We start from the raw sequence: 25,971 nt of genomic DNA, 5'->3' as shown, positions 1-25,971 counted from the left end.
CTAAAAATAGATAATATAAATGTATTTGAACAATTTTATTTACTTATTACAACAAGTAATTTTACCTATGAAATTTAAATGTTTGTTTTTAAAGGGCTTTGAATAAGAAAACATGAATACTATTGAGTCCTTCCTATAAGTAACAAAAGTAAGGACAATTGACCGTATTAGCTTATAGCAATCATATGAAATAAATATCTAGGAAGTTCTAATGCGTAGCAATATAAAACATTCGATTTTTTCCGCATTGTTAGTCAGTGCAGTTTTCACAAGCAATAATTCATATGCTTGGGGTCAAAATGGTCATCGTATAGTAGGTAAGGTTGCAGAACTTCACATAAGCGAGACAACTAAAGCAACAATTAAACCTTATCTAGATGGTGAGTCACTTGCTCAAATATCAACGTGGCCTGATGAAATGCGCTCTGCTCCTGGCGAGTTTTGGCAAAAAAAATCTTCTCGCTGGCATTACATAAATGCAGCACCGGGTAAATCTTTCAGTTTTAATCACGAACATACAAAAAATAAAGAATCTGTAAGTAATATCCTTGAGGGTATTCACTACTCAATGCAAACACTTACAGATACCAACAGCACTTTAGATGCTAAACAATTTAGCTTACGCTTTTTAGTACATTTGGTAGGTGATAGTCATCAGCCATTTCATGCAGGTAGAGGTGAAGACAGAGGTGGTAACCGTATAAAGGTTTCTTTTTTTAATGAAGAAACAAATCTTCACAGCCTTTGGGATACAAAGCTAGTTGAAAACGAAAACCTGTCGTTCACTGAGTACGCACAATTTATCGATACTAATAACAGTGAGTTAATTGCACAGTATTTACAAAGCTCTCCTAAAACCTGGGTTGAAGAGTCACACAACTTAGCAACAAAAATTTATAAGTATACCAACGACGAAGTTGGCTACAGCTACATTTATAACAATACGCCCATCGTAAAAACGCGCTTACAACAAGCGGGTATTCGATTAGCTGGGTTATTAAATGCTCTATTTGACCCTGCTGCAAAAGAGTTAGAAACAGCTTTAGTTTTTGAAAAGAAGCAAACTAACTAGAGGTATTTCATATTAATGTAATACTAGAAAAGTAAAATCAAAAAAATATGATTAAAAAGCAATACATAAATTAGATACTGCAAAGCTTAATAAGATCCATTAGCTTGGTTCTTATAAGTATATTTAAAACTATAAATTTGACATTAATAATACGGGAAAACAACATTATGAATAAGCTTCGTCTTTCGAAATTAACTGGTGCTGTGATACTAGCACTAGGAGTTTCTACGAGCACAATGGCCGCAGATACTTCATCTGCCATGCGTGGTAAAATTACCACGCCTTCAGGTGGTAGTGCAGCGAACGTTAAAATTAAAGTAGTTCACCAACCAACGGGTACTATTAGTGAACTAACGACTAACGAAAGTGGTACGTTTATCGCTAATGGTTTACGTGTAGGTGGTCCTTACATGGTGATCATCGATTCTGATACGTTTAACGATACGACTGTTGAAAATATCTACTTGAACCTGGGTGAAACTTATCGTTTAAGTTCACAGCTTGCTCCGCTAAACATCGAAAAGATTGAAGTATCTGGTTATAAAATAGTTCAACAATCTGGTGGCTCTAGCAGTACATTTGGCTCTGACACAATTGAAAACATGCCAAGCTTTAACCGTGATATTAAAGATATTGCACGCTTAAACCCGCTTGCCAGCATTAATGGCAATGGCGAGCTAACGTTTGCAGGTAGTAACCCTCGTTCAAATGGTTTAACTGTTGACGGCATAGGCCAAAATGACGATTTTGGTTTAAGTTACGGTGGCTACCCGACCTCACAACCTCCAGTTGCACTTGATGCAATTGAGCAAATTTCTGTTGATGTATCTCCTTTTTCAGCTTCTAAAGGTAACTTTGGTGGCGGTACTATTAATGCCGTAACAAAATCAGGTACTAATGAGTTTAAATTTTCTGGCTTTTATGAAACATCAACTCCTGATATTGCAGGCGATGTAGACAGTATTTCTCAAGTATATGCAGATGGCAGCCCTGTTTTGGATGACGATGGTCATCGCACTTATGTTGTTGAGCAAGTTGAGCCGATTCAAACTGAGAAGCGTTATGGCTTTAATGTTGGTGGCCCATTAATTGATGATACTTTGTTTTACTTTGTAAACTACAACAAGTGGACAAGCGAACTTGACTTAGATTATGGTTTTGAAGGTTCAGGTGCAACGAATGAGTACGACGTAACAGAAGAGAATTACAATAATTTTCTTAACATTTTAAGTAATGAATATGGATTAACTGACTCTTTAGGTGGCGATCCTAAAGACACAAACGAGTCACTACTTGTTAAATTAAGCTGGAACATTAATGATGATCATCGTTTAGATTTCACTTACCAATGGCAAGACGATAAAGACGAAACAAATGTCGGCACTGGCGGCAGTACAGTTAGCTTAGCGTCAAGCCGTTATACTTACGCTACTAAATTCAATAATTTTGCGACAAAATTATATTCAGACTGGAATGAAAACTTCTCAACAGAAATTGGCATTGCTTACAAAGATGTTTCATCTAGAAGCTTAACAAATTCTGATATCGGTTTCGTTAAAGTTGAAGAATACTTCCGTGGTCCTGCTTACGAGTTTGGTACAGACGAATTCCGCCATGCTAACAGCTCTTCTACTGAAAACTTAACACTTACTTTCGATGCTACTTACTTAATGGATGAGCACGAAATTAACTTTGGTATGCAGTATGAGTCACTAAACTTATACAACTTATTTGCTGCCAATTCATTAGGCTCTTGGGAATTTGATAACTTTGAAGGTTTTCAAAACCGTGAAGTGGGTAACTTTCGAGGCGCTTACGACTTTTCTTACAGTAACGCATTTACTAACAACCCAAATGACACTGCATACGATGCAACACGTAACCAGTTAGCACTTTATATTGAAGATACTTTTTATGTTGGTGACGATTTAGAAGTAACAGCAGGCGTTCGTTATGAGCGTTTATCATCAGACGATAAACCAACTTTAAACGAAAACTTTTTAAATACTTACGGCTTTAGCAATCAAGAAAATCTTGATGGTTTAGATATAATTTTACCGCGTATTGGCTTTAAATATTATGCAACTGAAGCATTAACCATTAATGGTGGTATAGGTCGATTCCAAGGTGGTATACCAAACGTTTGGTATAATAACTCATTCCAAAATGATGGTATTACATTTGTAGAAGCACCTCAAAGTGCTATTAATGATTATTACGCCAACAACCAAGCTGATATTACGCAAGTACCTGATGCTATTAAAAACACGTTAGTTCAAGGTGCGGGTAGCACAAACTATGTAGACCCTGATTTTGAGCTTCCGTCAAGCATTCGTGCTCAAGTTGGTTTCGAATACGAGTTTGACTCAGAGTTGCTTGGCGATGGCTTCAAATGGCAGGCTGAAATTGCTTACCATAAAAAAGAGAATGAGGCAGTATGGCATAATACAGCTATCCAACCTGTTGGCTTAGCTGCCGATGGGGAACGGGTAATAAACGAAAGTATTTATACCGGCGACCTTGCTGATAACTTTGATATTGCAATGACTAACTCATCTGACGATGGCCGTTCAATTATTATCTCAACGGGTCTTGCAAAAGAATTTGAAAATGGCCTTTACGTTTCAGCAAGCTACGCACACCAAGACGTAACTGAAGCATCTTCAGGTTCATCTTCTCGAGCTCAAAGTAACTACCAATACAACGTTACACGAAACCGTAATGAAGACTTTGCAGATCGTGGTTCATACGAAGTAGAGCACAGCTTTAAAGTTAATTTAGCGTATAACACTGAATTTTTCAGTGGCTATGCAACTAAGTTTAACGTGTATTTTGAGCGCCGCTCTGGCCGTCCATTTAGCTACACTATGGGCATGTTTACCGACGGTGACTTAGGCGATACTCGAGACTTCTACTCAAGCTCAGCTTACTTAGCTTATATACCTACAGGTGCTGATGATCCTAATGTAAATTGGGATGAGTCTAAATTGTCTTGGAGTGAACTAGAAACGCTTCTAAATCGTGCTGGTATCTCCGAGCGTGGTGAGATTTTAGGTCGTAACTCAGGCACTCAACCTTGGGTAACTACTATGGATGTAAGCATCAAACAAGAAATTCCTGGGTTTGCTGAAGGTCACAGTGGTGAGATTTACTTCATGGTTGATAACTTCGCAAACTTATTAAACAGTGATTGGGGCGTAGAAAAACGCTTAGGTTTCTCTGACCAAGCTGTTTATGATTTTGGTGGTTTAGATGACGAAGGACGCTATAAAATTGATGGCCGATTCAACGGTGCTGACGTTCGTAATTACAGCCAATACCAAACGAGTTCATCTGCATGGCAGGCTAAAGTTGGTATAAGTTATAAGTTCTAAGCTTCCAACTAAATTTATTAGCTTAAAATATTTTTATATTAAACCCATTACAGTTTTGTAATGGGTTTTTCTTTTAATACAACAATTCCACATTTTTGTCATAAAGCCCGCGTAACATATACCCTGACATAGAGTTATTACTCAAAAAACCATTAAAATAAACAAACATGTTGCCGTTTATTAAAAATATATTGCAGTTGTTTTTTATTTGTAATGAAAAATAAGACCCATAGGAGCATACTTTTAACAAACTAATTTATATTGTTTATTTAAAAGATTTAATTAATAACTACACGGAAAAATTAAATGAAAAACCAATTACGCAAAACAGTACTTTCACTTGCTATTGCGACATGTGTTGGTGCAAGTGGCGCAGCATTCGGAAATGAAACATCGTCATCGTTCAAAGGGAAATTACAGGGCCTAATGGGAAACCAGCACAAGGAACTAAAATGACAATTGCTCATTTGCCTTCAGGCTCTACAAAAACAATGACAGTAAATGAAAATGGTAGTTTTTCAGTAGTAGGCTTACTGTTGGTGGCCCATATAAAATAACTTTTGATTCAGATGTTTATCAAGATACTACTTTCACAGTTAAAAAACTAAACTAATATGCTCAGCGATAATTGGGGCGTATTAGAAACTGGAGGCTCTCCTAAAAGTGCTGTTACAGCAGATATGTTGATGGTAAGTATGTTTTTAACAGTTATAACCCTGCAGGTGTTAGTGTAGAAACGAAACCTTCTTTGTGTAAAGTGAGAGTAGGTGTTCGTTTGGTCGGTGTATTGTTTGACTTAGTCATAACAAATCCTAAATGTGTCAATACATTTCAGGACGAGACATTACTTTAAGAGCCCACTTTGTGGTAATGCCAATCAGTTAAGAAATATTTTAATGATCGGTTGACCGATCTTTTATAGATGTAAGAATCCGATGAGCATTTGCAATCGGACTTTTTTATGAATATTAAAACAGCTTTAGACACCGCATTTAATGCCAGTACCCAATTTCATTCATTTGAAAAACTTTCGTCACTTTTAGATCCATCTATTATTGATGAGGCGTTTATTGAAGCAGGAGTCGCAACCGTCAGAAAGCGTCGCTTACCTCTTGAATCTGTGATGTGGTGTGTCATGGGGATGAGTCTTTTTAGACAAGAGTCAGTGTGGAATATTGCGACTAAGATGGATATTGCACTTCCAGGTAAAACACCGCTTGCTGCACCCAGTGCGACAGCGCCTAGGTACTGAGGCCGTCGAACACTGCTTTAAGAAGATGGCTAAACATTGGTATCAAAAAAATAGGTTTGAAACATGGAACGGGTTGAATCTTATTAGTGTAGATGGTGTAGATGGTGTAGATGGTGTCGTTTGGCGAACAGCTGATACCGCTCAAAACCGTGAAAAGTATGGCTCTGGTAGTACTCAGCATGGTGATACAGCCTTTCCTCAGATCCGCATGGTGTGTCAAATGGAACTGACAAGTCATCAATAGTACATTTGATAAGTACAAATCCAATGAGATGGTGCTAGCAGAGCAGCTAATCGAAGACACGCCTAATCATTCACTCACCCTGTTTGACCGTGGCTTTTACTCCTTAGGGTTACTCTATAAATGGCAGAGCGAGGGAGAAGAAAGACACGGGATGATACCGGCAAGAAAAGGGCTTCAGTTTGATATATTAGAAAGCTATAGCCGAGTAGATAAACGGGTAAGGCTGAGAGCCACACCACAAGCAAGAAAGAAGTTCCCCGAGCTGCCTGACGAGATTGAACCGCGTTAAATTACGAAGAAAGTTAAAGGGAAAGAGTGCCGAATTCTTACATCGCTTACCGATGTAATGCGTTACCCCAGTGACGAAATTGTAGACTTATACAGTCATCGCTGGAAAATTGAGTTAGGGTATCGTGAAATGAAACAAACGCTACTGAACAGTGAGTATACGCTTATAAGCAAACGGCCTGATATGGTTGAGCAAGAGCTGTGGGGGGTGCTATTGGCTTATAATCTGATACGAGTGGCAATGACTGAAGCCGCTACACGTAAAGGTATCTGGCCAAATCAGCTAAGCTTCAGCGGGTGCTCAAGCGCGGTTGTGGCATTCCTACTTACAACAGGACTCACAAGCCCAGGAAAGCTGCCCGTGTTGTATGAAAACCTCATTAATCAACTGTCTTATTATGAGCTTCCGATACGGCGGGAGGACAGGTCTTACCCTAGGTGGGTCAAACCCAGTAAATACCCCACCAAAAAGAAAATGGACCCTGTAACTAAATCTGTGTAACTGCCTATTATTAATACCCAACTAGGGTTTAGGATAGGTAATTATGAACAATAAAGAACTAGAAGCGTTTGCCAAGCAAGCCGCCAAATCAATTAAAACGGAAGCAGACCTAACTGATTTTCGTAAAATGCTAACCAAGGTTACCGTTGAAGCCGCACTTAACGCCGAATTAGACGAACACCTTGGTTATGCCCGTCATGAACAAGCCAGTAAAGATAATTACCGTAGCGGCTATTCACCTAAAACCATCCGCACTGAAGATGGTGAAGTTGATTTAGATGCCCCGCGCGATAGAGATTCAAGCTTTGAGCCGCAGCTCGTTAAAAAAATCAAACCAGATTCACGTCAATGGATAATAAGATTTTATATCTGTATTCCAAAGGCATGGCCACCCGCGACATCGTCGCCACCTTCAAAGAAATGTACGATGCAGATGTCTCTCCATCGCTTATTTCTCGCGTCACTAACGCCGTTATTGAACAAGTCGTTGAATGGCAGGCAAGACCGCTGGATGCCGTTTATCCTATCGTTTACCTTGATTGCTTAGTCGTTAAAATCAGACAAGATAAACACGTGATCAATAAAGCTGTTTATCTTGCTCTTAGCGTTAATGTTAAAGGCCATAAAGAATTACTCGGCATGTGGATATCAGAAAACGAAGGGGTTAAATTCTGGCTTAACGTCTTAACCGAACTTCAAAATAGAGGTGTAAAAGACATTCTTATCGCTTGTGTTGACGGCCTAAAAGGTTTTCCTAATACAATTAATACGGTTTATCCGGATACGCAGATACAGCTTTGTATCGTACATATGGTACGTAATTCACTGAAGTTTGTGCCATGTAAAGACTATAAAGCTATCACCGCTGATTTAAAGCGTATTTATCAATCAATAACTGAAGATGAAGCCCTGATGTCACTCGAGCAGTTTGAGCAGCGCTGGGATAGTAAATACCCAAATTTATCGCGGTCTTGGCGTAATAACTGGCAAAATGTCAGTACCTTGTTTAATTATCCTGAGGATATACGCAAGGCCATTTACACGACCAATGCGATAGAATCACTCAACAGCGTTATTCGAAAAGCCATCAAGAAACGAAAATTGTTTCCGCATGATGATTCAGCCAAAAAGGTTACCTACTTAGCAATTGAGCAAGCATCTAAAAAGTGGACAATGCCAATAAGAAATTGGAAAACGGCCTTGAATCAATTTATGATTGAATTCGAAGACCGTTTGAAAGATGTTATTTAAACCTGGTAGCTACACAGAATCTGTTACAGGGTCAAAAATGCCAGTCAGCTTAACTAACTGGCATTACATTTTGTGGGCTTTTTATATCTTTAATTTACTATTTAGCTTTTCAATTACAGTATTTAATACTTGGTATTCATTATCAGACAGCTCATTCAATAATTGCTTTTCCCAATTATTTGCTTCAATCGCAATTCTAGAGTGTAAAGATTCACCTTGCTCACTTAACACAAGCAATGCTGCGCGTTTATCATTTTCATTAAGCTTACTATAAACTAAATTTTTATTAACAAGTACTTTCACAGCTCTAGATACAGTGGACTTATCCATATTAGCCAATGAACACAAATCCTTAGCACTATTTTGACCAAACTGCGCTAAATTAGCTATTACCCGCCATTGTGCAATGGTTAAATCGTACTTTTGTTGATATACGAGGGCAAAGTCATCACTAATTTTAGTTGCCAATTGGTTTAGCTGATAAGGCAAAAATTCATTTAAATCTTTACTCATTCTTTATCACCACGTTTACACACTTAAACAACTGTGCATTTTTATTTACAGGGTAGCGTATTTGCTTATTTGAAATTACTCTCACATGAGAGTACTTTAAACTAATAAGTAAAATGATAAAACACTGTAACTCTCACAGGATTTAAAATGGCCAACGAATTAAAATACATGACCGGCTTTGGCAACGAGTTTGAAACCGAAGCGCTACCCGGAGCCCTCCCTATAGGGCAGTTTAGTCCTCAAAAGGTTAAATATAATTTATATACTGAACAATTTAGCTCTACTGCATTTACAGCTCCGCGTGCTGCAAATCGCCGTACCTGGATGTATCGATTGCGTCCTTCAGTGGTTCAAGGCGATTATCGCCCCATTGATAATGGCTTAGTAAGAACAGCACCAATTACAGAGGCTGTTACGCCACCAACAATGCTACGTTGGAGCCCAATTAAAATACCTACAACTAAAACTGACTTTATTGATGGCCTAATTACTATGGCTGCAAACGGCAGTGCTAATGGGCAATCGGGTATTGGTATTCATATTTATGTTGCAAACTGCTCTATGCAAGGCCGCTATTTTTGTAATGCCGATGGCGAAATGCTGTTTGTACCCCAACAGGGCGAATTGCTATTACACACTGAGTGCGGAAAGCTGATTGTTAAGCCTGGTGAAATTGCAGTAATCCCACGCGGGATAAAGTTTTCAGTTGATTTATTAAACGAAACTGCGCGTGGCTATATTTGTGAAAACTATGGCCATGCGTTCGAACTTGCAGAGCGTGGTCCCGTTGGCGCAAACGGGTATGCTAACGACAGAGACTTTCAGTACCCAATAGCTGCATTTGAAGATAAAGAAGGCGACTTTGAATTAGTTTCTAAATTTAATGGCAATTTATTTAGCTGCGAAATAAAGCACTCTCCTTTTGATGTAGTTGCATGGACAGGTAATAGCGCGCCTTATAAATACGATTTATCTCGTTTTAATGTAATGAATACAGTGAGCTTTGATCACCCAGATCCGTCTATTTTTACAGTGCTTACCTCGCCTTCAGCTACTGAGGGAATGGCAAATGTTGATTTTGTTATATTTCCGCCGCGCTGGATGGTAGCTGAAAATACTTTTCGCCCACCTTACTATCATCGAAATATTATGAGTGAGTTTATGGGCTTAATAGAAGGCGTATATGATGCTAAAGAGCACGGTTTTGTACCTGGAGGCGCAAGCTTACATAATTGCATGTCGCCACACGGGCCTGAAGCCGAGGTGTTCGACAAAGCATCTAACGCAGAGCTTACACCGCAAAAATATGAGAACACCCTCGCCTTTATGTTCGAATCTCGCTATATCATATCGCCGACCAAATACGCCCTTGAGGGAGACGAGCGCCAAGCAAATTACACTGATTGTTGGCAAAGCATTACAAAACAATTTACAGCTAAGGAATAGATTTGATGAAACTATATAGTTATTTTCGCTCATCGGCTGCGTATCGCGTACGTATTGCGCTTAATTTAAAAAATATTGAGCACGATATCGAGTTTGTTAACCTGCTTAAATCTGAACAACTTGCACAGCCCTATCTTGATAAAAATGTACAAGGGCTACTACCTGCACTTGAAACAGACGAAGGCGTATTAGCGCAATCTTTGGCTATTTTAGAATGGTTAGATGAAAGCTACCCACAAACGCCGTTAATTTATGGTAATGCATGGCAAAAAGCGCAAATACGTAATATTAGTTATGCCGTGGCATGCGATATTCACCCAGTAAATAACTTACGCGTGCTTAAATATTTAACCAATGAGTTAGGTGTTGATGAGCAAGCTAAAACTGCATGGTATAAACATTGGGTTGAGCTTGGTTTTGAAAAAATTGAATTAACGCTAAGTGACACCAGTGACTTTTGCGTAGGTAATACCCCAACGCTCGCTGATATATGTTTAGTTCCGCAGGTATTTAATGCGCTGCGTTTTAATGTTGATATGGCTGCTTATCCTAAAATAGCAGCCATTTATGAGCGATGTAATGCAATAACTGCTTTTAGTGACGCAGCACCGCACAATCAGCGCGATGCGCTTTAGCTTTTTAATGCACTGTGTATAACACTTACATGCTCAATTAAATCAAGGCCTAGATCGGTTAAATAGCCGCCATCTGGGCTATCTATAACGCCTTTATCAAATAACCTTTGTGCTGCACTTAACAAATTTGGCTGTGCATCTGAATGTAATTTTATGCCCTGCATTTTGCTATCTCGAGGAAACTTAGCTAATAACGTAAATTCATCTATCATTATTTGATTAAATTGCATGTGTTCACCTTTTTATAGTTTTGTGTTTAAGTCAGTGTTGTATAACGCTATTACTTACCCTAGCATGTTTTTTAGTACCGTGTACTATTTTTAAACTATCAAAGCTCGAGGTAGCTCATGCGCCATATTATGGTTTTATTTATATTTTTAATTGCGTTAACTTTAGCCCCTAGCAGCTATGCAAAAACGCTCAAAACGCATTCTGTTATTGACGCCAATGAGATTATTAATAGAGGTGATATATGTTGGTACGACAACAAACGTTATAGTGAAGGCGCGCTTTTGCAAGTACAGTCTTTTATTTTAGTTTGCGCCCCTAGTAACCCCCAGCATATTAACAGTGGGCTAATTTGGCTAAAATTAGATAAAAAAGGCAAGGCTGTTTATCCTACAAAACCCAAAACCATCACAGTGAATTAGCGCTAAAAGATGATTTAAGCTACAATGCGCACAGTTTAAATAAGTAGTATGGCTATGGATAATCAACCTAAAAACCCTCTTCATGGGGTAACATTAGAACAAATTTTAGTAGAACTTGAACAACGCCTTGGTTTTAAAGCAATGGGCGAGCAAGTGAATATAAAATGCTTTACCGATTCACCAAGTATTAAATCGAGCTTAAAGTTTTTGCGTAAAACACCATGGGCACGCGATAAAGTAGAAGCGCTTTACCTTCATACTTTGAGTAACAAGCCACTGCGTAGGCCTAAAAGCGCAGCGCGTCCTAAACACACTAACACGCCTGATACGAGCGGTTTTGTTTGGCCATCGATTAAAAAGTAATAAACAACATGCAATAAAAAAGCACGTTTAACCGTGCTTTTTGTATTTACAGCTCTTTGCTAATAACCTTTAGCGAGCCTGGGTCTATTTTAATAACCAGTGTTTTAGCTGTTTTCACCTCACCATCTAGCACGTACTTTATGTCTTCATCTGCCGTTATGGTTACTTTTTTAGCATTAGTATGATGCGAGCTAATAGCTAATTGTGTTTGAGTAATACTGCTAAACATTAGCTCGGCAATACTAAGCACACTGGTTGTGTTTTCTTCACTTGGTACTAGCCAATTTATATCTAATAAGCCATCTTCATGGTCAGGTTGTCCGCCACCTTGCGCTAGTAATGTAGTAAACGGAGCCGCATTGGCAACTATAAAGCTGTTGGTGTGCACCTCTTGTGTTTGGTTATCGTCTAGAGTGACATAAAGTGTTTGGGCTCTTTGTTCACTAAAAGCCTGAAAAAAACCGTTTAAATACGCAAGCTGCCCAGATTTATTTTTTGCGTCTCTATCCGCTTTTTCTATCATTGATTGTTCATAACCAATACCTGCTAACAACAGCATTAGTTCGTCGTTACAGTAAGCGGTGTCTATGGTATGAGTTTGTCCATCTATAATTAAATCGCAGGCTTGTTCAACCGGTATTATTTTTGAGCTAATCCCCATAAGTACATGCGCCAAAGCGTTTGCCGTGCCCATAGGGATTATGCCAAGCTTACACTGCGTATTAACCACAACGCTTGCTACCTCGGCAACCGTGCCGTCGCCACCACACGCAATTATTATATCTGGCTTATTAATAATGGCTTGTTTAGCTAGTGCTATCCCGTTGACCTCTTGTGAAGTAGTCAAAACTTCTAAATCATAATAGGCAGATAAACGAGCAACGATTAAGTGCTCTTTGTCTTGCCACAGTTTGGTACCCGATACTGGGTTTGCAATTAATACCGCTTTGTTTTTTATAACCAGCTCGCCCTTTTTATGGCGTTTAGCCAAATGGCGAAGTTGGTGTTTGTTAAGGTTTGCGGTTTCTCGAGTTTCTTTAATTTGCGCAAGTATTTGATGTACATCTGCATCTTTATTTTGGCTAAGTAGGTAAGCAGCCATTACAAATACAGAGCGTCCTCTGCCTAGCGCACAATGAACTACGACGCGACGGTCTTCTTTAATGTGATGATGAATCCAGTTTATAGCCTGATTTAACTGCGAGTGCGTAGGGACGCTATGATCTAACACCGGAATATTTAAATAGCTAATGTTTTCTTGTGTAGAGCTCCACTCAAGGCCATCAAATTCACAGGTAACATCTAAAATTGCCGTTATGCCGTTTTCTTTTAACGTGTCTATATCTGATGGGAATAACCGGCACGCTAAAAAGAGGTGGTCATTAATTTTTTGTATTGGCGGAACTTTGTCGTGCTTACGAGAATACGCATTATAAATTTGCACCCCCAATAAAAAAGGCACAAATGCCCAACGAATATAAAAAGGGATCACACCATTTTCTCGTTTTCTAAAAATTTTGGCTAGGTTAAATATGTAAGCGCCACTAACAAGAACTAACGATAACGCACTCCAATAAAACACTATCGCAAAATAAACCGAATTAACCTCCCAGCCTATAAAAATAAAAATTAACGCTAAAATTAAATAACTCGTTGCAGCCCACATAAATTCTCCTTTGTATTTACTGTTTTTATGATTTTTTAACAGCCTTGTGTAAGTGTAGTAGCAATTTACACGCCAATAAAATACGTATCCTTAGCCTTGTAATATTTTTAACCTATTGATTTTTATTAACTATATTAAATTAGGTTTGAGCTTAAATAACTAATATGCGTTTTTTACATTTAAGTCGGTCAATTTTTCCCATTGATAAATCACACTATTTTTGATTAAAACTTGTTTAGGTACGTATAACAGCTAATATAAAAAGTCAGATTAAAAGTGTGCATCCAAATCCCACCCTCTAACGTTTTATCAGTAATAATAAAAACAACAGGACCCATATGGAAAACGATAATTTACTCCCCCTTTTGTGCAAAACTGCACAGGGTAACAAAACCGCCTTTGCCGATTTATATCAGCAAACTAGTGGTAAATTGTTTGCGATTAGTTTGAATATGCTTTCAAACCGCGCTCACGCAGAAGAAGTATTGCAAGAGGCATTTATTAAAATTTGGCATAACGCATCTGAGTACAATGCCACAAAAGGCACTGTAATAAGTTGGATGATAAGCATAGTACGGTACAGAAGCTTAGATGCGCTGCGCTATCACAAGGTTAGAAAAGAACAAGCCATGGGCGATGACGAATACGATGAACAAGACATAGACATTAACTATGACGATCAAACAAAGCTTGTTAATTGTATTGAACAACTTGACCCACAACAAAAGCAAGCCATACATTTAGCCTATTACAAAGGGTTAAGCCATGGTGAGCTGGTCAATCACATAGATACGCCATTAGGTACGGTTAAAAGCTGGATCAGGCGTGGGTTGCAGCAGTTGCAGAGGTGTTTAACATTATGAATTATAACAAACCAGAACTACTCGATGCCCTAGCCGCTCAGTATGTGTTAGGCACGTTAAAGGGGCTTGCCCGAAAGCGTTTTCAGCGTTTGATGTTGAGTTTGCCACAAGCGCGCGAAGCCACTGTAATGTGGGAGCAAAATTTAAATGACTTAGCCGGTGCTATTAAACCACAAACACCTGGCGATCATGTATGGCAACACATTTTAAATAAAATAGAAAACAACGCTCATACTGTAAAGACGGTTATAAAGCCTGCGCCTTCGGTGTGGCGTACTTGGTCATTTATAGCCACAGCGGCATGTATTATTTTAGCGTTTTTAGTTATTCAGCCAACTACACAACTTCAAGACAGCCAACAAATTGCGCTGGTACAAAACCAAGATAAACAATCATTGTGGTTTATTAATGTGAACGAGCAAGCCTTATCGGTTAAAGCCAGCACTAAATTGGTCGCGCAAACAGATAAAGACTACGAGCTGTGGATGATTTTAAAAGGACAAGATACGCCTATTTCGCTTGGCTTATTACCTAAACAAGGCGAAAAGCTCTTAATAAAAGACACTCGCTTTGATGCGCAAAACATTGCCTTACTTGCGGTAAGTTTAGAACCACTAGGTGGCTCGCCTAATGGCTTACCAACTGAGGTACTTTACACCACTGAGCTAGTTATTTTATAGCGGCTTGGTTACTCTTAAAAGGGTAGGCTAATCTTTGGTTAGCCTACCCTTTTATTATTAAATTTAACAAAAAATAAAATATTTTAACTTTTTTGCATCCAAAGTGATTTTTGCTTCGTTATTAGTTATGACTTCAATCAAAACTAAAGGACAAAGTCATGAAAGCTTTAACTCCATCTATACTCGCAGTAGTTGTATGCAGTACCTTAGTAAGCGCCCCTAGCGAGGCATCAAGCCACCGTGAAGCGCCAAATATTAGCCGCTTTCCAACCCTAGACTCGACCGATTTTTACGTATTTAATAGTTATGAAGCAGGCAGAGGTGACTACGTTACATTTATTGCCAATTACATCCCTTTACAAGATGCCTACGGCGGCCCTAACTATTTTGCCATGGACCCCGATGCAACCTATAGCATTCATATTGATAACGATGGCGATGCAGTAGAGGACATTACCTTTGCGTTTAATTTTACCAGCATGCTCCCTAACGATAACCAAGGTGTGCAATTAACAGTAGGTCCTGAAGGAAACCAACGCACTGTATCTGTGCCACTTAAAAACGTTGGCGGTGTTGCCGCAGGCGATAACAGCGCAGCAAACTTTAGCGAGTCATATACACTTAGTATGATTAGCGGCCCTCAACGAACGGGTACTAGCACTTCATTAAGCAATACAACCACCAGCTCAACTACGTTTAGCAAACCACTAGATTACGTGGGCGATAAAACATTTGGCTCTATGGCTGAATACCAAACCTACGCAGACCAATTTGTCTATCAAGTATCTGTGCCTAATTGTCCTGATATGGCAAAAGTATTTGTAGGCCAACGTAAAGACCCCTTTGTAGTTAACCTAGGTAAAACCTTTGATTTAGTAAACTATGTACCTGTAGAAGGCGACAGTTCACCTGGCGCAGGTGATGGCGGTGGCTTCCCTGGGGGTATTACACAATCGGCAGATAACGACGACCTAATTGATAAAAACGTCACCTCTATAGCCGTAGAAATTCCTAAAAGTTGCGTAACAGGCGAAGGTAACGGCGTAATTGGCTCGTGGACTACAGCAAGTCTGCCGCAAGCGCGTATATTAAACCCTAACGCTAAATTTGCAGATAATGCTGTAAATGGTGGCGCACTAACGCAAGTATCACGTTTAGGTAATCCATTGGTTAATGAACTTGTCATTGGTATTAAAGACAAAGACACATTTTCAACAGCTCAACCGCAAGACGATGCACAGTTTTTAGATTACGTGTCTCACCCTTCGCTCCCAGAGCTATTAAATATATTGTTTAAAGATGCAGTAAATACCACGTTAGGTGCTGAGCTTGAAACACTTGCACCCACTAACTTTCCACGTAATGACTTAATTACAGCATTTTTAACAGGTTTTGCTGGTGTAAACCAACAAGCAACGGTAACCCCTTCAGAAATGCTGCGTTTAAATACGGCTATTGCAGCCACAGCACAAGCTGATCAATCTGCATTTGGTATTGCTGGTGATGACTTAGCAGGCTTTCCAAACGGCCGTCGCCCAGGTGATGATGTAGTAGATATTGCTCTTCGCGTTGTTATGGGTCGTTTGTGTCATCCGATTCCAGTAAATGGTGAAGACACCGACTTAGGTTTATGTACACCAGAGGATGCAGATGTAGGTACTGTGCCATTTACCGATGGTGCGCCTGTTGATGCAAGTATGATGGACGCTACTTTCCCATACCTAGCAACACCACTTGCAGGGTCTAAATAAGGAGTAACTTATGCGTAATTTAACACTTACTCATACCGGTCTACTGCTTTGCGCTTTAACACTTGGCGCATGTAGCAACGATGATGACAATAAACAGCCTACTCCAGTAGTAAATACAGCACCTAGTGCAAGTGATGCAATGCTTACTACGCAAACAGAAGTAGCCATTAACGATACGTTAATAGCAACCGATGCAGATGGCGACTCACTCACTTATGCACTTACAACAGAGCCAACACTGGGCACTGTGGTAGTAAATAGTGATGGCAGTTTTACCTATGCACCAAATAAAGAAGCAACCGGCAGTGACAGCTTCATGTTTGGCGTATCTGATGGGGTAAATCAGCAAGTGACAGCTATGGTTGATATTACCATTGAAGCGCTGCAAGTCGACTTTGCGCAATTTGCTAGTGATGCGTTTAATCAAGGCCCTAACGATGAGCCTTTATCGACCAATGGACGAGTTTTTACCAATACAGACACTGATGTAAGTACTATTTCATCAGGTTCATCGGGTAACTAGTTCGCTTTTTTATATTAAGCTGACGGCCATGGATGGCTTTTTTAAAAGGAAAACAGCAATGCGCAATAACTATAAAATGATGCTATTTATTACCTGCAGTGCACTTGTTATAAGTAGCGCGATTGCAAAGCCCATGATTCCAAATGATGACGATATTATAGCAACCAGTAATTCATCAATTAGCGCTAATTTAACACTAGAGCAACTCAGCACTTTGGTTATAAACAGCCAATACATAGGGCAAACAGAGCGTTATCAAGGTGTACTAAAAAATCGCTTAGCGCTACTTTACAAACAAAACCCCACGGCACAAGTTGGGTACTTATATGCAAGGGTGTTACAAAAAGAGCATCAATTTACACACGCTATTGAAGTTGCAAATACTGTAATTGAAAAAGACCCAAACCACATTAATACTCACCTTTTATTGGCAAATATGTTGATGACACAAGGTAAGTTTGAACAAGCCAAGCGCCACTGTGTATCTCTTATTGGTGCAGCAAGCGTTGTTACGGCAACAACCTGTGTGCTTGATATTCAAAGTCAGCAAGGTCAATTACAGCAAAGCTACCAATCATTACTTGATATTACTCAAAATAAAACCATTAGCTTAACAACCAAACAGGTACTTAGTGAGATGGCGTTTAGGCTTAATAAGCTCAGTGCAGCGCTTGAGCATATTAACAGTATTGATTTAAGCAAAGCACCTGTGAGCCTTATTGTGTTATGGGCCGATATACAGCTAAGCCAAAACAACCCTGAGCAGGTACTTAATACCTTAAGCCAATTTAGCAATTTTCAGAGCCAACTTGAAGATGCTGTTTTACTTAGGCTCGCCATAGCAGAAAAACGCAGCACACATAAAGGTAATAAGCAGTGGCAAACACGTATGCAGCAACGAGTTAATTTACGAGAACAACGACAAGATACCTTTCATGCCAATGATTTAGCTAACTATTATATTCATGTACAAGTAGATAAAGCCAAGGCACAATACTGGGCAAATATAAATTGGCAGCAAGCAAAAATGAGTACAGATCAACACTTATTACGCCAAGCTAATGCCATGGTTAGGGACACCTTATGAAAACATTAAGCTCTTTTTTAACCGCTTTGCTCGTTACGCTATTAAGCGCTTTTAGTGCACAAGCACACCAACTAAGCACCAGTTATATCACGTTAGATAACGCGCAAAACCCGCAGCTATATACGGGTACATGGCAAGTAAACATTAACGATTTAGAACAAAGCGTTGCGCTTGATTTAAACCAAGACCAACAAATAAGCTGGGCTGAGCTTAAATCACAAAACGAAGCCATTAATCGCTATGCAAAGTCTAATTTTACTGTTTTACAAAACATGCAAATTTGCCCGCTAACAATTGCTGATAACTACCAATTAGATAACCATTTTAATGAGGCTTATTTAGTTTTACCGCTGCAATTTAGTTGCGCAAATAATGCCGATATAACCCTTAACTACAGTGCTTTTTTTGAGCACGATGCTAATCACAAGGTTATTGTTAACCTAAACCAAGTATCGCGCGTGTTTACCAAAACCGAGCAACAACAAACGTTTTCTACACAGCAAGCAAGTTACCTAAGTACATTTAACCAATATGTTTACCAAGGTGTTTTACATATTTGGATTGGTATTGACCATATTTTATTTTTAATTGCTTTACTTTTAACCTGTGTGTTATCTCGCAACAATAAACAGTGGCAGGCTATTGCGTCTAAAAAACAAATAATTAAACACACAGCGTGGATTGTAACGGCATTTACCCTTGCCCATTCGCTTACTTTAACAGCGACAGCACTCAATATGGTCTCGCCAAATAGCCGCTGGGTAGAGCTTGGTATTGCTATTTCGGTTTTATTTGCCGCAGTAAATAATGTGTGGCCGGTTATAGTGCGCTTAGGTTGGCTAACATTTGCATTTGGATTATTACACGGTATGGGCTTTGCCAGTGTGCTCGGTGAGCTTGGGTTATCAAGTGATTACCAGCTTTTGAGTATTTTAGCATTTAACTTAGGAGTTGAACTAGGACAGTTGAGTATTTTGTGTATAGCCCTCCCCCTGTTGCTTATATTAAGAGATAAACCAATCTACATAAAATGGATAATGCCCATAGGTTCGCTTGCAATAGCAGCAATGGCTTTACTGTGGTGTGTAGAGCGAATTTAATACAAAAAGCGAGTCCTATGACTCGCTTTTTTTGTTAAGTATTATTGCAAATTGGTATTACTGCTTTTTATCAAACGGCATCAGCAGTGTTTTCATCGCTGGTCTGAGTGCAATAAGCACTGTTTCTTCGGTGAGTTCTGGGTAGAGCATTTTTCTCAATAACAACCCTGCCATCATCGAAAAAATAACATTAATACGGCTTTCCAGCTCTCGCTCATCAATGTCTTTTAAAGCACTACGCTCACTTGTAAGTAACTGCCTCATTCGCCCACGTGCTTGAATATCCATATCTCGCAACAACGACGCTACTTTGGTGTTTCGTCCTGCCTCAGCCATCATGTCTAGGTCAATAACACAGGCGCCAGTATCCATATGGCGCTGTACACCAATGTTTAAACCATCAATCAGTGCTTGTAGTACATCGCCAGGGTGATCTTCAAATTCTTGAAAGATAGAAAACATTTCTTCCATGTCTTTAGCAATAATACTTTCAATTATTGCCTCTTTGCTTTCAAAGTAATTATAAATATGCCCTGCACTCATACCTGCTGTACGAGATATTTCGGCCATGCCAGCGCCGTGGTACCCTTTGCGGCGAAAGCACTCTGCTGCCGCACTAAGTACCTGATCGCGACGAGCTTGCGCCAGCGCCGGATCAATATGCCTCTTCGTTTTTGTCGTCATCACAACACTCCCGTACTAAGCTAAACACTCAGTACAAGGTAAGCTAATCGCATCACTTACCTTAAAATACTTAAATAAAGTAAGCCTATAAAATATAGACTTACTATTTAACCAAAACCCTAAATCTACCCTAAGGGAGTAGAGGCTAATCTACTTTTTGCATTGGTGTATTAGCTGTATTCCAACCGCCACCTAAGGCTTTATACAAATTAATTTGGCTTGCAAGGTAAGCTTGCTGGCCAGTAATTAACTGTTGCTGAGCCGAATACCAAGTTCGCTGTGCATCTAGTACCTGTAAGTAGCTATCGGCACCTTTTTCATAACGCATTTTTGATAAATCGTAAGTGATTTGGCGCGAGCTAATTAGCATATCAAGAGCACTTAACTGCTCTTTGTAGCCTTCTCTATCAGCTAATGCATCGGCAGTTTCGCGAAACGCCGTTTGAATTTTTTGCTGATAAGTAGCCACTGCAATTTCTTGGTCGGCTTTTGCTACATCAAGATTTGCTTGATTACGGCCCATATTAAAAATGGGTAAGCTTACTGAAGGCACAAAACTCCACGTCCCTGAGCCTGAATCAAATAAGCCGCTTAAGTCACTTGATGCAGAGCCCGCATTTGCCGTTAAGCTTATGCTTGGGTAAAAGGCTGCACGCGCAATACCAATATTGGCATTGGCCGCTAAAAGCGCATGCTCGGCAGCTTTAATATCTGGGCGTTGAGCAAGTAAGTCAGACGGTAAACCAACAGGTATCTCTGGTAAATCAAGCAAGTTTGTTAACGATTTAGTCGGTAATAAATCACTCGAAATAGGCTGCCCTACAAGTAAATCTAGCGCGCTTTTATCACGCTTTAGTAAGCGTTTATAAGTGGCAATATCTACTTTAGCTGTAGCAACAGTACTTTTAAGTTGCTCAAGTGTAATGGCCGATGTAGCACCTAAATCAAAGCTTTTTTGCGTAAGCGATAACGACTCTTGCTGCGAAGTTAACGTTTCTTTTGCAAGCTCTAACAACTGAAGGTCAGTGGCGTAGTTTAGCCATGCATTAACAAGTTCCGCTATCAGCGATATTTGCGTACTGTACTGAGTAAGCTCAGTGGTATACAAATTTTGCAGCGCTTGCTCAGATTGGTTACGCACTTTACCCCAAATATCTAACTCATAAGAGGTAATACCCACTGTTGCACTGTATTGTGAGCTGATTGCGGCCTCGCCCGTACTTGATAAGTCAGCCGGTAAACGCTGGCGCGTACCACTGCCATTTAAATCGAGCGACGGGTATAAAGCCGAGTCTTCAATTTGGTATAAGCCACGTACACGCTGCACATTAAGCGCTGCAATTTGCATATCTTTATTATGTTCAAGACTTAAACCAATTAACTTTTGTAGTTTTTCGTCATTAAAAAACTGCTGCCAATGTAGTTGTTGCGCAGAAGCCGCCTCAGCGTCAGATGCATACGCATCTGGCACTGGTAAAGCAAGGTTTTGCTGTTCTGGCGCTAACTGGCAACCGCTTAAAATAACAAGCGTAATGGCGCTTAAACTAAGACGTTTTATGCTCATTGTGCGCTCTCCTTTTTGTCTTCGTTATTCGCCATAGGGAATAAACGACGAACCAATACAAAGAATAACGGCACAAATACCACCACTAAAATAGACGAGGCAAGCGTACCACCAATAATCGAAATACCCAGTGCATTTTGTGCGCCTGAGCCTGCACTTGAGGCAATAGCTAGCGGAATAACACCACAAATAAAGGCCATAGATGTCATAAGTATTGGGCGTAAACGCAAGCGTACCGCAGCAACAGCTGCATCAACTAAGCCTAAGCCTTCTCGCATTTTATGAATCGCAAATTCTACAATTAATATTGCATTTTTAGAGGCAAGACCTATGGTGGTTAACAAACCAACCTGTAAGTATATATCGTTAGATAAACCAGCCATTAGTGCAGCAACCGTTGCACCAAATATACCCAGTGGCACAATAAGCATTACAGCAAACGGTACCGACCAGCTTTCATAAAGGGCTGCTAAACATAAAAATACAAATAATAGCGATAAACCATAGAGCAATGGTGCTTGGCCGCTGCTTGAGCGCTCTTGAAATGAAATACCCGTCCACTCAGATGCAATACCATTAGGTAGTTGCTTAACTAAACGTTCCATTTCATCCATTGCTTGGCCTGTACTGTAACCCGGCGCAGCAGTACCTTGAATTTCCATTGCTGAAAAACCATTGTAACGCTCAAGGCGTGGTGAGCCATAAGTCCAAAACGAGCTAGCAAAAGCCGAAAACGGTACCATGTCGCCATTATCGTTACGCACGTACCACTTGTTTAAATCCTCAGGTACCATGCGCGAATCGGCATCACCTTGTAGGTATACTTTTTTAACACGGCCACGGTCAATAAAGTCATTGACATAACTACTACCCCAGGCTGTAGCCAGCGTGCTATTAATATTAGCTTGCGAAACACCCAGTGCCTGAGCTTTAGCAAGGTCTACATCAAGTTGTAGCTCTGGCATATCTTCTTGGCCATTAGGGCGCACACCCGCAAGAATTGGGCTTTGACTTGCTAACCCTAATAGTTGGTTACGCGCTGCCAGTAATGCATCGTGGCCAAGTCCAACGCGGTCTTGTAAGAAAATATTAAAACCGTTAGCCGTACCTAGCTCCACAATCGCTGGCGGCGGAAAGGCAAATACAAACGCTTCTTTAATAGTAGAAAAATACCCCATAGCTTTACCTGCAACACCTTGCACAGATAAATCATCGCGTTCACGCTCATCCCAATGTTTAAAGTTTACAAAACCAATTGCAGAGTTTTGTCCAGAACCTGCAAAGCTAAAGCCGGTTACCGTAAAAATACCGTTAACAGCTTCAGATTGGTCATTTAGGTAATGGTTTTCTACTTTTTTAACTACTTCAAGCGTTTCTTCAGTTGTTGAGCCTGCTGGCAACGACACCTGATTAAACAAAATACCTTGGTCTTCATCGGGTAAAAATGCCGTTGGTAAGCCTGAGAAGATATACACCATACCCGCAACAATAAGGCCATAACATAAAAGGTAGCGCTTAGATAAACGGATCATACGACTCACAAAGCTTTGTGCGCCTGAATTAGTTTTATCAAACCCGCGGTTAAAGCCACTAAAAAAACGACCAAATAACGAGCTGTTATCGTGAACATGGCTCGGTTTTAAAAGCGTTGCACACAGTGCAGGTGTTAGAATAAGTGCCACAAGTACCGATAAACCCATTGCCGATACAAGCGTAATAGAGAACTGACGATAAATAATACCGGTAGAGCCACTAAAAAAGGCCATTGGGATAAATACCGCAGAGAGCACCATAGCAATACCCACTAGCGCGCCTTTAATTTCATCCATTGATTTACGTGTTGCCTCAAGCGCAGAGAGCTTTTCTTCGGTCATTACACGTTCAACGTTTTCAACCACAACGATGGCATCATCAACCAGCAGGCCAATGGCAAGTACCATAGCAAACATGGTTAAAGTATTAATTGAATAGCCAAAGGCATATAAAATACCAAAAGTACCTAACAGTACCACTGGCACGGCAATCGTAGGAATAAGCGTTGCTCTAAAGTTTTGTAAAAACAAATACATAACAACAAAAACAAGCACTACGGCTTCGATTAATGTGTGCACCACTTTTTCAATCGATAGCGATACAAATGGCGTGGTGTCGTATGGTACAACTACGTCTAACCCTTCAGGGAAAAACTCTTTAAGCTCTGCAATCGCAGCTTTCACACCTTCGGCTGTATCAAGGGCATTTGCACCACTGGCAAGCTTAATACCTAATCCCGATGCAGGTTGACCATCGTAGCGTGCTACAACTCGGTAGCTTTCGCCACCTAGCTCTACACGTGCTACATCTTCAAGGCGAACAAATGAGCCATCAGCATTCGCTTTCACTATAATTTGTTCAAACTCTGCTGCGGTTTGTAAACGGCTTTGCGCTGTAACTGTTGCATTTAACTGCTGCCCTTCAACCGCTGGCATACCGCCTAACTGACCGGCAGATACTTGCGCATTTTGAGCACTAATTGACGTGCTGATATCAGCAGGCGTTAGTTTGTAGTTTTGTAACTTAGCTGGGTCTAACCATATACGCATAGCATATTGCGAACCAAATAGCTGAACCTCACCCACCCCTTCTACACGCGATACAATGTCTTGCACATTAGATGACACATAATCACCAATATCAATATTGGTCATACTGCCGTCTTTTGATACAAAACCTAAAACCATTAAAAAGTTACGCGCTGACTTAGCAACTGCAACACCTTGCCTTTGCACTTCTTCGGGTAAAAGTGGCGTGGCAGTTGCTAACTTGTTTTGCACTTGAACCTGCGCAATATCTGGGTCTGTTTCTGCACTAAATGAAAGCGTAAGCGTAGCTGAGCCGCTCGACTCAGACGTAGATGACATATACAACAAGCCATCAAGTCCTTTCATTTTTTGCTCTATAACCTGAGTAACCGTATCTTCTAAAGTACGAGCTGATGCCCCAGGGTAAGTAGCGGTAATGCTAATTGCTGGCGGTGCAATTGACGGGTATTGTGCTATTGGTAAGCTTTGAATAGCCAACACACCTGCAAGCATAACCACGATAGCAAGCACCCACGCAAAGATGGGTCTGTCGATAAAAAATCGTGACATTAAAACTCTCCGTTATTGCGCTTTGTCGGCTGTTGCAGACGGTGAAACTTCTGAAGGGCTAACCGGTGCACCTGGGCGAATTTTTTGTAAGCCTTCAACAATTACTTTATCGCCATCAGCTAATCCACCGGTTACTAACCAGTTAGAGCCAATCGTTCTATCTACTTTTAACACGCGGCTTTCAACTGTGTTTTCTTTACTTACTACCATTGCTGTTGGCTCGCCTTTGGTGTTTCGGCTTACTCCACGCTGCGGTACTAAAATAGCGTCTTCTTTTACGCCTTCAACCACCGATGCACGTGCATACATACCGGGTAGTAATAATTTGTCAGGGTTTGGAAATTTTGCACGTAAAGTCACAGATCCTGTGCTTGGATCAACGGTAACCTCAGAGAACTGTAAAGTACCTTTAAGTGGATAAATAGAACCATCTTCCATTTGTAGTTCAACGTCGGCTTGTTCTTTTGAGTCAACACTTAACGAACCCGAAGCAATGGCTTTTTTAAGCTGAGTCAGCTCGTTGCTCGATTGTGTTAAATCAACATAAATTGGGTCAAGTTGCGTCACGGTAGCAAGTGCCGTAGTTTGATTTGCACTCACAAGTGCACCTACCGTTACGCTTGATTTACTAATTTGGCCACTAATTGGAGAAGACACATGGCTGTAATCAAGGTTAATTTGCGCTGTTTTAAGTTGCGCTTTTGCTGTTAGTAATTCTGCTTGAGCTTGCTTTTGTGCAGCATCTGCTTCATCAAAATCTTGCTGGCTTACTGCTTTAATTTTTAACAGCTCACTGTAACGAGACGCTTTAGATTTTGTACTTGCAATGCTTGCCTCTGCGCGTGCAACGGCGGCTTCGCTTGCAGCAAGGTCTGCGTCAAACGTAGCGGGGTCAATTTGGTAAAGCGCTTGGCCTTGTTTAACCTGCGCACCTTCTTTAAATAAACGTGATTGCACAATACCACTTACTTGTGGGCGAATTTCAGCAATCTGAAATGCGCTTATGCGACCAGGAAGCTCCTTTTTTAGTGTAAGCGCTTGGCTTTTTAATGTAATTACACCAACAGGTACTGCTTGAGGCGCTGAAGCTTGTTGCGAATCAGCTGCTTGGTCACAACCTGTTAAAGCAACAGACCCAACCAGGGCTGTTAATACAAATAAAGCGATGCGGGAACGCTGCATGTTAAATACCTTTTAGTCTATTTATCTCTAGAATGAACGATCATTCTAAAGCAATTCAATAGGATTATAAATCTTAAAAGGCGTAAATTTACACTAACTTACAGTTGAAAATTAAACCTAATTACTAGGTTGTAGAAAATGTTAACTAGG

The 25,971-nt window shown here is 40.2% G+C and carries 19 protein-coding genes and 3 pseudogenes; 15 read left to right on the top strand and 7 right to left on the bottom strand.

Going from position 1 to position 25,971, the window contains the following annotated elements:
* Window positions 1-211: 211 nt before the first annotated feature.
* From PESP_RS19250 to PESP_RS19235, 5 genes and pseudogenes are all read left to right on the top strand, one after another.
* Window positions 212-1,072 (top strand): S1/P1 nuclease, encoded by an 861-nt coding sequence (locus PESP_RS19250; protein ID WP_089349620.1) that lies wholly within the window; start codon window positions 212-214, stop codon window positions 1,070-1,072.
* A 167-nt stretch (window positions 1,073-1,239) separates the two neighbouring features.
* Window positions 1,240-4,446: a TonB-dependent receptor gene (locus PESP_RS19245; protein ID WP_089349619.1), complete on the top strand. Its 3,207-nt coding sequence runs from the start codon at window positions 1,240-1,242 to the stop codon at window positions 4,444-4,446.
* A 306-nt stretch (window positions 4,447-4,752) separates the two neighbouring features.
* Window positions 4,753-5,056: pseudogene (locus tag PESP_RS20685) on the top strand (carboxypeptidase-like regulatory domain-containing protein); the annotation flags it as partial.
* A 351-nt stretch (window positions 5,057-5,407) separates the two neighbouring features.
* Window positions 5,408-6,732, top strand: a pseudogene (locus PESP_RS20775) (IS4 family transposase).
* A gap of 43 nt (window positions 6,733-6,775) precedes the next feature.
* Window positions 6,776-7,983 (top strand): annotated as a pseudogene (locus tag PESP_RS19235) (IS256 family transposase).
* A gap of 81 nt (window positions 7,984-8,064) precedes the next feature.
* On the opposite strand, the gene PESP_RS19230 reads toward PESP_RS19235, so the two are convergent.
* Window positions 8,065-8,496, bottom strand: a complete 432-nt coding sequence (locus PESP_RS19230) for a MarR family winged helix-turn-helix transcriptional regulator (protein ID WP_089349618.1) — start codon at window positions 8,494-8,496, stop codon at window positions 8,065-8,067.
* Between the two features lie 147 nt (window positions 8,497-8,643).
* Between PESP_RS19230 and hmgA the strand changes: the two genes are divergently transcribed.
* Window positions 8,644-9,942 carry a homogentisate 1,2-dioxygenase gene (gene hmgA, locus PESP_RS19225; RefSeq protein ID WP_089349617.1) on the top strand — a complete coding sequence of 433 codons (1,299 nt, stop codon included), beginning with the start codon at window positions 8,644-8,646 and terminating at the stop codon, window positions 9,940-9,942.
* A 5-nt stretch (window positions 9,943-9,947) separates the two neighbouring features.
* The gene (gene maiA / locus PESP_RS19220; protein ID WP_089349616.1) at window positions 9,948-10,577 is read left to right on the top strand and encodes a maleylacetoacetate isomerase; all 630 of its coding nucleotides are present in this window, start codon (window positions 9,948-9,950) and stop codon (window positions 10,575-10,577) included.
* On the opposite strand, the gene PESP_RS19215 is transcribed toward maiA, so the two are convergent.
* On the bottom strand, window positions 10,574-10,807 hold the full coding sequence (locus PESP_RS19215; RefSeq protein ID WP_089349615.1) for a TIGR02647 family protein: 234 nt from the start codon (window positions 10,805-10,807) through the stop codon (window positions 10,574-10,576). The genes maiA and PESP_RS19215 overlap by 4 nt on opposite strands.
* Before the next feature lie 117 nt (window positions 10,808-10,924).
* Between PESP_RS19215 and PESP_RS19210 the strand changes: the two genes are divergently transcribed.
* Together PESP_RS19210 and PESP_RS19205 are read left to right on the top strand one after the other, a co-directional pair.
* Window positions 10,925-11,227 (top strand): DUF1496 domain-containing protein, encoded by a 303-nt coding sequence (locus tag PESP_RS19210; RefSeq protein ID WP_089349614.1) that lies wholly within the window; start codon window positions 10,925-10,927, stop codon window positions 11,225-11,227.
* Window positions 11,228-11,281: 54 nt separating this feature from the next.
* Window positions 11,282-11,590, top strand: coding sequence for a VF530 family protein (locus PESP_RS19205; RefSeq protein ID WP_089349613.1), 309 nt, complete (start codon window positions 11,282-11,284; stop codon window positions 11,588-11,590).
* Window positions 11,591-11,636: 46 nt separating this feature from the next.
* Here the strand turns inward: PESP_RS19205 and PESP_RS19200 are convergent, their stop codons facing one another.
* Complete coding sequence (locus tag PESP_RS19200; RefSeq protein ID WP_089349612.1) at window positions 11,637-13,256, bottom strand: diacylglycerol kinase family protein; 1,620 nt, start codon at window positions 13,254-13,256, stop codon at window positions 11,637-11,639.
* 338 nt (window positions 13,257-13,594) lie between these two features.
* On the opposite strand from PESP_RS19200, the gene PESP_RS19195 reads away from it, so the two are divergent.
* From PESP_RS19195 to PESP_RS19170, 6 genes are all read left to right on the top strand, one after another.
* Window positions 13,595-14,119: a sigma-70 family RNA polymerase sigma factor gene (locus tag PESP_RS19195; RefSeq protein WP_089349611.1), complete on the top strand. Its 525-nt coding sequence runs from the start codon at window positions 13,595-13,597 to the stop codon at window positions 14,117-14,119.
* Window positions 14,116-14,799 (top strand): anti-sigma factor, encoded by a 684-nt coding sequence (locus PESP_RS19190; protein WP_089349610.1) that lies wholly within the window; start codon window positions 14,116-14,118, stop codon window positions 14,797-14,799. Before PESP_RS19195 ends, PESP_RS19190 begins: the two co-directional genes overlap by 4 nt.
* A gap of 158 nt (window positions 14,800-14,957) precedes the next feature.
* Window positions 14,958-16,550 (top strand): DUF4331 domain-containing protein, encoded by a 1,593-nt coding sequence (locus PESP_RS19185; protein ID WP_089349609.1) that lies wholly within the window; start codon window positions 14,958-14,960, stop codon window positions 16,548-16,550.
* A gap of 10 nt (window positions 16,551-16,560) precedes the next feature.
* Window positions 16,561-17,073: an Ig-like domain-containing protein gene (locus PESP_RS19180; protein WP_089349608.1), complete on the top strand. Its 513-nt coding sequence runs from the start codon at window positions 16,561-16,563 to the stop codon at window positions 17,071-17,073.
* Window positions 17,074-17,131: 58 nt separating this feature from the next.
* Window positions 17,132-18,160 (top strand): tetratricopeptide repeat protein, encoded by a 1,029-nt coding sequence (locus PESP_RS19175; RefSeq protein WP_089349840.1) that lies wholly within the window; start codon window positions 17,132-17,134, stop codon window positions 18,158-18,160.
* The gene (locus tag PESP_RS19170) at window positions 18,157-19,260 is read left to right on the top strand and encodes a HupE/UreJ family protein (protein ID WP_089349607.1); all 1,104 of its coding nucleotides are present in this window, start codon (window positions 18,157-18,159) and stop codon (window positions 19,258-19,260) included. Before PESP_RS19175 ends, PESP_RS19170 begins: the two co-directional genes overlap by 4 nt.
* A gap of 57 nt (window positions 19,261-19,317) precedes the next feature.
* Here the strand turns inward: PESP_RS19170 and PESP_RS19165 are convergent, their stop codons facing one another.
* The 4 genes from PESP_RS19165 to PESP_RS19150 all read right to left on the bottom strand — a co-directional run bounded on the left by PESP_RS19165 (window position 19,318) and on the right by PESP_RS19150 (window position 25,821).
* A complete protein-coding gene (locus PESP_RS19165; protein WP_089349606.1) occupies window positions 19,318-19,944 on the bottom strand; it encodes a TetR/AcrR family transcriptional regulator in 627 nt (208 codons plus the stop codon).
* A gap of 145 nt (window positions 19,945-20,089) precedes the next feature.
* Complete coding sequence (locus PESP_RS19160; RefSeq protein WP_089349605.1) at window positions 20,090-21,508, bottom strand: efflux transporter outer membrane subunit; 1,419 nt, start codon at window positions 21,506-21,508, stop codon at window positions 20,090-20,092.
* A complete protein-coding gene (locus PESP_RS19155) occupies window positions 21,505-24,639 on the bottom strand; it encodes an efflux RND transporter permease subunit (RefSeq protein ID WP_089349604.1) in 3,135 nt (1,044 codons plus the stop codon). Before PESP_RS19155 ends, PESP_RS19160 begins: the two co-directional genes overlap by 4 nt.
* Before the next feature lie 12 nt (window positions 24,640-24,651).
* Window positions 24,652-25,821 (bottom strand): efflux RND transporter periplasmic adaptor subunit, encoded by a 1,170-nt coding sequence (locus tag PESP_RS19150; protein ID WP_089349603.1) that lies wholly within the window; start codon window positions 25,819-25,821, stop codon window positions 24,652-24,654.
* Window positions 25,822-25,971: the final 150 nt, after the last annotated feature.

Source organism: Pseudoalteromonas espejiana DSM 9414 (assembly GCF_002221525.1).
GTDB classification, from domain to species: domain Bacteria; phylum Pseudomonadota; class Gammaproteobacteria; order Enterobacterales; family Alteromonadaceae; genus Pseudoalteromonas; species Pseudoalteromonas espejiana.
Note: the sequence above shows the minus strand (reverse complement) of the source record. Positions and strands in the feature narration are given on the sequence as shown.

Coding starts and splice junctions, on each gene's coding strand:
- PESP_RS19250 (WP_089349620.1), top strand. CDS start 212: ATGCGTAGCAATATAAAACATTCGATTTTTTCCGCATTGTTAGTCAGT.
- PESP_RS19160 (WP_089349605.1), bottom strand. CDS start 21,508: ATGAGCATAAAACGTCTTAGTTTAAGCGCCATTACGCTTGTTATTTTA.
- PESP_RS19205 (WP_089349613.1), top strand. CDS start 11,282: ATGGATAATCAACCTAAAAACCCTCTTCATGGGGTAACATTAGAACAA.
- PESP_RS19195 (WP_089349611.1), top strand. CDS start 13,595: ATGGAAAACGATAATTTACTCCCCCTTTTGTGCAAAACTGCACAGGGT.
- PESP_RS19230 (WP_089349618.1), bottom strand. CDS start 8,496: ATGAGTAAAGATTTAAATGAATTTTTGCCTTATCAGCTAAACCAATTG.
- PESP_RS19155 (WP_089349604.1), bottom strand. CDS start 24,639: ATGTCACGATTTTTTATCGACAGACCCATCTTTGCGTGGGTGCTTGCT.
- PESP_RS19180 (WP_089349608.1), top strand. CDS start 16,561: ATGCGTAATTTAACACTTACTCATACCGGTCTACTGCTTTGCGCTTTA.
- PESP_RS19150 (WP_089349603.1), bottom strand. CDS start 25,821: ATGCAGCGTTCCCGCATCGCTTTATTTGTATTAACAGCCCTGGTTGGG.
- PESP_RS19190 (WP_089349610.1), top strand. CDS start 14,116: ATGAATTATAACAAACCAGAACTACTCGATGCCCTAGCCGCTCAGTAT.
- PESP_RS19185 (WP_089349609.1), top strand. CDS start 14,958: ATGAAAGCTTTAACTCCATCTATACTCGCAGTAGTTGTATGCAGTACC.
- PESP_RS19175 (WP_089349840.1), top strand. CDS start 17,132: ATGCGCAATAACTATAAAATGATGCTATTTATTACCTGCAGTGCACTT.
- PESP_RS19215 (WP_089349615.1), bottom strand. CDS start 10,807: ATGCAATTTAATCAAATAATGATAGATGAATTTACGTTATTAGCTAAG.
- PESP_RS19245 (WP_089349619.1), top strand. CDS start 1,240: ATGAATAAGCTTCGTCTTTCGAAATTAACTGGTGCTGTGATACTAGCA.
- maiA (WP_089349616.1), top strand. CDS start 9,948: ATGAAACTATATAGTTATTTTCGCTCATCGGCTGCGTATCGCGTACGT.
- PESP_RS19170 (WP_089349607.1), top strand. CDS start 18,157: ATGAAAACATTAAGCTCTTTTTTAACCGCTTTGCTCGTTACGCTATTA.
- PESP_RS19165 (WP_089349606.1), bottom strand. CDS start 19,944: ATGACGACAAAAACGAAGAGGCATATTGATCCGGCGCTGGCGCAAGCT.
- PESP_RS19210 (WP_089349614.1), top strand. CDS start 10,925: ATGCGCCATATTATGGTTTTATTTATATTTTTAATTGCGTTAACTTTA.
- hmgA (WP_089349617.1), top strand. CDS start 8,644: ATGGCCAACGAATTAAAATACATGACCGGCTTTGGCAACGAGTTTGAA.
- PESP_RS19200 (WP_089349612.1), bottom strand. CDS start 13,256: ATGTGGGCTGCAACGAGTTATTTAATTTTAGCGTTAATTTTTATTTTT.